1 protein-coding gene is annotated in these 662 nt (G+C 70.5%); it reads right to left on the bottom strand.

All coding sequences use genetic code 11. The annotated features are described in order from the left end of the window. Positions 1-606, bottom strand: a 606-nt coding sequence (locus AQJ46_RS51260; RefSeq protein ID WP_404828547.1) for a condensation domain-containing protein, incomplete at its 3' end; no start/stop codon positions are given. Positions 607-662 lie beyond the last annotated feature (56 nt).

Below are 662 nucleotides of genomic sequence, written 5' to 3'. Positions count from 1 at the left end.
TTCCCAGTCGGGAGTGCGGACCGCGCGACGCGCCGCGTATGCAGTCGCCAGGTCGTGGGCCAGCGGGGCGATCGACCACCCGTCCCCCGCGATGTGGTGAATGAGGATCACGAGGGTCGAGGACTCAGCGGCTCCGGCGTCGAAGAGCCAAGCCTTGATCGGCACCTCGGACGACAGGTCGAAGGCGTACCCGGTCGCCCGAGCCGTCGCGCCGGCCAGCTCGACCGGGGCCACCTTGGCTGTGGTGAGCTTCCAGTGGAGTTGGTCGGTGGGGATGATGTGCTGGTAGGGCTCGCCGTCGGTGGTGGGGAAGACGGTGCGCAGGGCCTCGTGGCGGTCGAGCACGTCGCGCAGGGCGGCGTCGAGGGCCTGCCCGTCCAGATCGCCGGTCAGGCGCAGCACGATGGGACTGTTGTACGTGGCGCTCGGCCCTTCGAGCTGTCCGATGAACCACAGACGACGCTGCGCGTAGGAGAGCGGGATCCGCTCCGGACGCGGCCGCACCACCAGCCCGGCACGGGCCTGCCCCGCCTGGCCGAGGTGCGCGGCCAGACCGGCCACGGTCGGCGTCTCGAACAACGCCCGGATCTCCAGCTCCACACCCAAAACCGCGCGAACACGGGAGACCAGACGAGTAGCCAGCAGCGAGTGACCGCCCAGCT

It is taken from the genome of Streptomyces canus (genome assembly GCF_001514145.1).
GTDB classification, from domain to species: Bacteria; Actinomycetota; Actinomycetes; order Streptomycetales; family Streptomycetaceae; genus Streptomyces; species Streptomyces canus.
This window is presented reverse-complemented; position numbering and strand designations above follow the sequence as displayed.